Annotated in this window: 6 protein-coding genes; 3 read left to right on the forward strand and 3 right to left on the reverse strand. The window is 76.0% G+C overall.

All coding sequences use genetic code 11. The features are described from left to right. Positions 1-318: 318 nt before the first annotated feature. Together ypfJ and ACSNOK_RS29445 are read left to right on the forward strand one after the other, a co-directional pair. Positions 319-1209 (forward strand): KPN_02809 family neutral zinc metallopeptidase, encoded by an 891-nt coding sequence (gene ypfJ, locus ACSNOK_RS29440; protein ID WP_436783843.1) that lies wholly within the window; start codon positions 319-321, stop codon positions 1207-1209. Positions 1210-1241: 32 nt separating this feature from the next. Then, entirely contained in the window at positions 1242-1667 is a 426-nt protein-coding gene (locus tag ACSNOK_RS29445; RefSeq protein WP_436783844.1) for a VOC family protein, read from the forward strand. A 255-nt stretch (positions 1668-1922) separates the two neighbouring features. Here ACSNOK_RS29445 and ACSNOK_RS29450 read toward each other — a convergent pair whose 3' ends face one another. Continuing rightward, on the reverse strand, positions 1923-3368 hold the full coding sequence (locus ACSNOK_RS29450) for a hypothetical protein (RefSeq protein ID WP_436783845.1): 1446 nt from the start codon (positions 3366-3368) through the stop codon (positions 1923-1925). Positions 3369-3446: 78 nt separating this feature from the next. Next, positions 3447-4595, reverse strand: a complete 1149-nt coding sequence (locus ACSNOK_RS29455) for a hypothetical protein (RefSeq protein ID WP_436783846.1) — start codon at positions 4593-4595, stop codon at positions 3447-3449. 331 nt (positions 4596-4926) lie between these two features. On the opposite strand from ACSNOK_RS29455, the gene ACSNOK_RS29460 reads away from it, so the two are divergent. After that, positions 4927-5673, forward strand: a complete 747-nt coding sequence (locus ACSNOK_RS29460; RefSeq protein ID WP_436783847.1) for a hypothetical protein — start codon at positions 4927-4929, stop codon at positions 5671-5673. A gap of 25 nt (positions 5674-5698) precedes the next feature. Here ACSNOK_RS29460 and ACSNOK_RS29465 read toward each other — a convergent pair. Next, on the reverse strand, positions 5699-6156 hold a 458-nt coding region (locus tag ACSNOK_RS29465), incomplete at its 5' end, for a class II aldolase/adducin family protein (protein ID WP_436783848.1).

The raw sequence follows: 6156 nt of genomic DNA on the forward strand, positions 1-6156 counted from the left end.
GCGTACGACGGGCGGGCGGGGCGTTCCGCCGCGCCCGTCGTACGCCTCGCGCGCCGTGCCGGACGGCCTGCGCGCCGGAGCCGGCCGGGCCGTGCGCCGCACCGGCGCCCGCACGGCTCCGCGGCCGTTTTCCCGCCGTCTCCCCTGCTGCTTCCCCTGCCGTCTCCCCCGCCGTTTTCTCGCCGTTTCGTCCGTCCCGGGCGGGGCAGCCCCTCCTGCGGAGACGCCCGCCGGTGGGGGCAAAGGCCGTGATGGAGCACACATCGGGCGATTAACGGATACTCGGGGTGATGTCCCCGGGTGGAGAGGCGGTCGCGCATGCAGTTCGACGACGACGCGGATCTCGACACCTCCCAGGTGCAGGACGAGCGGGGCAGCCGGATTCCCGGCGGCGGGCTGACCGTCGGCGGCGGGCTGGTGGGACTGCTCGCGCTGCTCGCCGGCCTCTTCTTCGGCATCGGCCCGCAGGAGCTGGGGCTGTCCTCGGGCGAGCCGGACACCACGCCCTCGGCGAGCACGGACGCCCAGGTGCAGCGGGACTGCCGGACGGGCCGGGACGCCAACGCCCGCGAGGACTGCCGGATCGTCGGCGTCGTCAACAGCGCCCAGGCGTTCTGGAGCCAGGAGTTCGCCCGCCGCTCCACGTCCTACAGCCAGGCGCGGACCAAGCTGTTCACCGGCCGGACGAACACCGCCTGCGGGGCCGCGACCTCGGCCGTCGGGCCGTTCTACTGCCCCGGCGACCGCATGGTCTACCTGGATTTGGACTTCTTCAAGGAGCTCACGGGCAAGTTCGGGGCGCGCGGCGGCCCCTTCGCCGAGGCGTACGTCGTCGCCCACGAGTACGGGCACCACATCCAGAACCTCACCGGGACGCTCGCCCGCTCCCAGGACCGCAAAACCGGGGCCGGCAGCAACGCGGTCAAGGTCGAGCTCCAGGCCGACTGCTACGCGGGCGTCTGGGCGCACCACGCGGCCTCGACGCGGTCCCAGACCACGGGAAAGCCGCTGATCAAGCCGCTGACGAAGGCGGACATCGAGGACGGGCTGTCGGCCGCGGCGGCCGTCGGCGACGACCGGATCCAGGAGAAGTTCCAGGGCCGGGTCACCCCCGAGAGCTGGACGCACGGTTCGGCGGAGCAGCGGCAGCAGTGGTTCACCACCGGGTACCGGACGGGGAACGTGGCCGCCTGCGACACCTTCCGGTAGCCGGTGACCCGCACGAGCGAGGAGTCAGCCCCATGTCGGACCTCACCCACACCATCCGCCCCACCGTCACCCCGGCCCTGCTCTACCGTGACGCCAAGGCGGCCCTCGCCCAGCTGACCACCGCCTTCGGCTTCGTCCGGTCCGCGCTCTACGAGAGCGAGGACGGGACCGTGCTGCACGCGGAGCTCGTCCACGGCAACGGCATGGTCATGATCGGCTCGGCGGGGCGGGGCGGGCCCTTCGCCGAGGCGATGGCCGACGCGGGGCCCGCCGGGATCTACGTCGTCGTGGACGACGTGGACGCGCATTGCGAGCGGGCCCGGCGGCAGGGGGCCGAGATTCTGGTGCCTCCTGCCGACCAGGTGTACGGCGCTCGGGACTATCTGGCGCGGGACCTGGAGGGCAACCTCTGGACGTTCGGCACGTACGCCCCGTCGGGGCCGGAGGCCACCGGCTGACGCGGCGGAGTGCGCCTGCGGCGGGCGGTGCCCCGGCCCCTCCCCTTCGCCGATTCCCGGGGGCAAGCCCCCGGACCCCCTGAAACCGCGCTCCGCGCGGTTGTCCTCAAGCTCCCCCAGAGGGGGTGCCCCCAGACGGGCTGAAGTGCGTGCCCAAGGCCGCACTGTCCAGCCCGTCCGGCGCTTGAGGACGAGCGGCGAAGCCGCGACAAGCGGGGACCGGGGCACCAGCCCGCCGCAGGCGCACCCCGCCGCTCAGTTCCCCCCGCGGTGCACCTGGAACGCCGCCCGCCGCACCGCCTTGGCCAAGGCGGGATCCGGATGCGCGGCGGCCAGCGCGACCAGCACCTGGACGGTCCGCGGATGCCCCACCGCCCGTACCTCCGCCAGCAGCGCCGGCACGGTGCCCTGCACCGCGGACTCCAGGTGCCGGACGAGCAGCCGGCTCTCCCCGTGGTCGGCGACGGCCGCGGCCGTGTCCACCCACAGCCAGGTGGCCTCCTCCCGGGTGAGGACCTCGGCGGCCTCCTCCGGGTCGCGCCCCTCCTGCTCCGCCAGCCACAGCAGCGCGTAAGGCCGCAGCACCGTCTCGTCGACGACCGCGCGGACGGCGGGTTCGGCGGGGGCTCCGACGGCCCGGAGCGCCTCGAAGGCCAGCCCGCGGACCAGGGCGTCGTCGCCGCGGGCCGCTTCCAGGAGCTCGGCTACGGCGCTGCGCACCGGGCGGGCGGCGAGCCAGGCCCGGTACTCGGCGCGGGCCGGGCCGGGGCTGAGGTCGGCGCAGCCGCGCAGCATGGCCTCGGCCGAGAGTTCGATGTTGCCCGCCGGGCTCTGGGCGGCGACGCAGATCTGTTCGAGCTTGACCCACACCGCCCAGTTGCCGAGCGGCGTGAGCACGGCCTCGGCGTCCGGTCCCGCGTCGCCTCGGACCACGAGGGCGCCGACGGAGGCCAGGCCGTCGAGTGCCCAGGCGAGCAGGTCCGGCAGCGGCCCGGTGTCCTCCGCGTCCTCCGCGTCCCCGGCGCGGGGGGCGGGGACGGGCGGTCCGGACGGGACCGGGCCGGGGCCGTCGTAGGAGATCTCGCAGCGCTCGGCGCGGATCTCCGCCACCCGCTGCCGGAGCAGGTCGAGCAGCATGGCGACGGAGACCGGGCCGCCGGACAGGTGCATGACGGACAGCAGTTGCGGGGCCGCCTCGACGACCTCGGCTGCCACCGTCGGGTCGGTGCCGGCCGGCTCGGGGCGGGCCAGCGACCAGGCGTCGAACAGGGCGACCCAGCCGCGCAGCACGGCGCTGTCGTCGCGGTCCCAGGCGGTCAGCCGCCAGCCGGCGCGGGCGCTGCCGTCGTGCAGTTCGAGCAGTCCGGCGAGCCGGGCGCGGTCCCAGTCGGCCTGGACCTGGCGCGGCGTCAGGCCGAGGGCGGCGGCGGCCCGCTCGGCCGTCGCCGGCCCGAGCGCGCCGGCCTCGTCGGGGCCCGGTCCGGCCCCGCGGGCGTACTCGGCCGCCGCCCAGCGGGCCAGCCGGACGGCGCCGGTGAGTCCGGCTCTCGCCTGCCGGGCGAGTTCCGGACGGCCCGGGATGCCGGCGGGCGGCCGGGGTGCCGGACGGGAGCCTCGGCCGGCCACCGCTCGGCGGGCGGCGGTGATCGGCTGCCGGGGTACGAGTCTGAGCCGGGAGTCGCGCGGAGTACGGGACGTCACAGGAGCAGTCTTGCCGTTCACGCTCCGAAAACCCAATCGGAATCAACCATGCAGTCACGGATGCCCCCTGGTGGCAACCTACATAAGGGGCGTCAGGAACCGTCGCAGGGACTCCTCGTAGCCCTTCCGGTCCGCGTTCCACAGGGCCGCGTGCCCGGCGTCGCGGACGGTGCGCAAAGTGACCAGATCCGGACGGCGCGCGGCGAGATCCCGGGAGTGCGCCCAGGGCGCGACGGCGTCGTCCGGACTGTGCAGCAACAGCACGGGCACGCCCGGGCGGACGGCGTCGGCGACCGCGGCGCGCAGCCTCTCCTGTTCCAGCCCGGCTCGCACACGGGCCGCGTGCACCGCGAGCGGGCGCAGGGCGGCCGGGAGCCGGCGCGCGGCGAGGGCGCGCAGCGCGGCGTCCCAGTCGAGCACCGGCGAGTCGAGGACGAGTCCGCCGACGTGCGGCCGGACGCGTGGGTCGGCGGCGGCGAGGACGGCCGCGGTGGCGCCGGTGGACCAGCCGTGCAGCACCACGCGCCGGGCGCCGTGCCGGACGGACTCCTCGACGGCGGTGACGACGTCGCGCCACTCGGCGGCGCCGAGCCGGTCGAGGCCGTCGGCGGGCCGGGGGGCTCCCGGGTCGCCGCGGTGGGCGGGGACGAGCGCGGGGAGCCGCATCCGGCGCAGGAACGGCAGCAGCACCGTGGGGTGTTCGCGGGTGGTGCCGAGCCCGTGGGCGGTGACGACGAAGGTGTCGCGGGCGCCGGGCAGGAACCAGGCGGGCAGCGGGCCGGTCTCGCCGGCGAGCTCCTTGTCCTCAAGATCCTTGAGGCCCGTGATGCCCTCGGGGGCGAGGGCCTCGCGCGGGTCGCCCCGGTGGATCTGCGGGGTGAGCCGGATCCGGAGGCCGGGCTTGAGGGTCCCTTGGGTGATCCGTTCGAGCCGGCGGACGACGCGGTCGTGGGGGTGCGAGACGTCGGCGACGGGCGGTCCGACGACGGCGTGCAGGCCGGGGCCGGTGAGCCCGTAGGTGCCGGGGCGGCAGGAGGCGGGGGTGCGGTCGAGGGTGACGGTGGTCTTGTCGACGGCCCGTACGGTGAGGCGGGGCTCACCCGGGAGGGGCCGGTCCGGGCCGTTTCTCAGGAGGCCGTCGCCCGCGTACCGCCCCGCGGCCAGGGCGGCCGCCCCGGCACCGATCATGGTCACCGCTGTCATCGCCGTCGTCCGGACCAGATGCATCCCTCCAGTGTCCGCACCGGGGTGGGGCGAGGCCAGTCGGCGTGGGCGGGCGCGCGGGTGATCGCGGACACGGCGGGGGCGCGGGCCGAGCGCGAGTGGGGCACGGGTGCGGCGCGGGCCGTCCGGTGGCGCCGCCCCCGCCGGAACCCCGCCGGGCGGCGTCGCGAACACTTCTCGCCAAAAGCCGACGCGAAACCACCGCTTTACTCACGCTTGACCTTCTCTTGACGGTCGGTGCTCGGTAGCGTCCGCACGGTCGGCGAACCGGCCGGTCCGCTCCCGGCCGCCGCCCGCCGGCCCGTCCCGAGCCGACGAACACACCGGAGGACGCATGCCCGCTCGCACCGCCACCGCTGCCGCCACCGCCGTCGCCACGTGCGCGCTGGGCTTCGCGGCGCTCGCCGCCGCCCCCGCCGCCGGAGCGGTCGCCGGCTCGGCGCCGCCGGCCGTCACCGCGCGCGCCGCGGCCGTCGACCGGTGCAGCTACCAGGTGGTCCGCGACCACGACTCCCGCTACGTCTACACCGTCAGCCGGGTCGCCGGCGGCGTCACCCGGGAGCTGCCCGTCCAGAAGGAGGACTACGTCAGATTCTCCGGCGACTGGCGCATGGCCGTCCAGGTGGACGCCTGCGCGGACGGCGGCCCGGCCCCCACCGCGCTCCGCGTGACGGGACGGCTGGCCGACCCCGAGAATTACGACCCGTCCGTGCCGCGGACGATCCGCAGCGGCGACCTCCGCCCCGCCGCTCCCTCGGCCGTGCCGAAGGCGCCCGAGGTGACGTCCGTGGTCCGCCTGGACGCGGCCACCGCCCGCGTCCGGTGGCAGCCGGCGCAGGGCGCCCCCGACCAGGTCATGCTGATGGAGCGCAAGCCCTTCTACAGCAGCGAGCTCGGCATCTGGCACCCCTACACCTTCCAGCGCGACGTCCCGGCCGGCGCCACCTCCCTGGACCGCCGGCTGGAGCGCGACCCCGGCATCCCCGCCGGGCAGCGCACGCACTCCTACTGGATGCGCGTGGTCAAGGGCGGCTTCGTCAGCGACCTGCGCGCGGAGCGGCCGGTCACGATCGAGCCCTGACCTCGGTCCGGGCGCCGAACGCCGGTCACCCCGGACGCCGCCCGTACCCGCGCAGCTTCTCCCCCGCCTCCGCGAGCTGCCCGGCGTCGAGGAGGGACGGGGTGCGCCCGGGCACCCCGGAGGCCGCGAGCCAGACGCGGCACATCCACTCCAGCTGGGCGGCGCGGTCGTACGCCTGGTCCAGGGTCGCCCCGTAGGTGAGCGTGCCGTGGTTGCGCAGGAGGCAGCCGGTGCGTCCCTCCAAGGCGGTGAGCGCGTGCCGGGCGAGCTCGTCGCTGCCGTAGAGGGCGTAGGGGGCGACCCGTACGGGTCCGCCGAGGGCCGCGGTCATGTAGTGGACCGGCGGCAGCTCCGCCACCAGGGTGGAGACGGCGGTGGCGTGGACGGCGTGCGTATGGACGATGGCCGCGGCGTCGGTGGCCCGGTAGACGGCGAGATGGAGGGGGAGCTCGCTGGTGGGGGCGAGGTCCCCCTCCTGTCTCT

It is taken from the genome of Streptomyces sp. URMC 126, from assembly GCF_051386555.1.
Taxonomy (GTDB): domain Bacteria; phylum Actinomycetota; class Actinomycetes; order Streptomycetales; family Streptomycetaceae; genus Streptomyces.

What these genes read in the sequence shown, in the direction of transcription:
- ACSNOK_RS29445 (WP_436783844.1), top strand. Translation starts at nt 1,242, where the DNA reads ATGTCGGACCTCACCCACACCATCCGCCCCACCGTCACCCCGGCCCTG.
- ACSNOK_RS29455 (WP_436783846.1), bottom strand. Translation starts at nt 4,595, where the DNA reads ATGCATCTGGTCCGGACGACGGCGATGACAGCGGTGACCATGATCGGT.
- ACSNOK_RS29460 (WP_436783847.1), top strand. Translation starts at nt 4,927, where the DNA reads ATGCCCGCTCGCACCGCCACCGCTGCCGCCACCGCCGTCGCCACGTGC.
- ypfJ (WP_436783843.1), top strand. Translation starts at nt 319, where the DNA reads ATGCAGTTCGACGACGACGCGGATCTCGACACCTCCCAGGTGCAGGAC.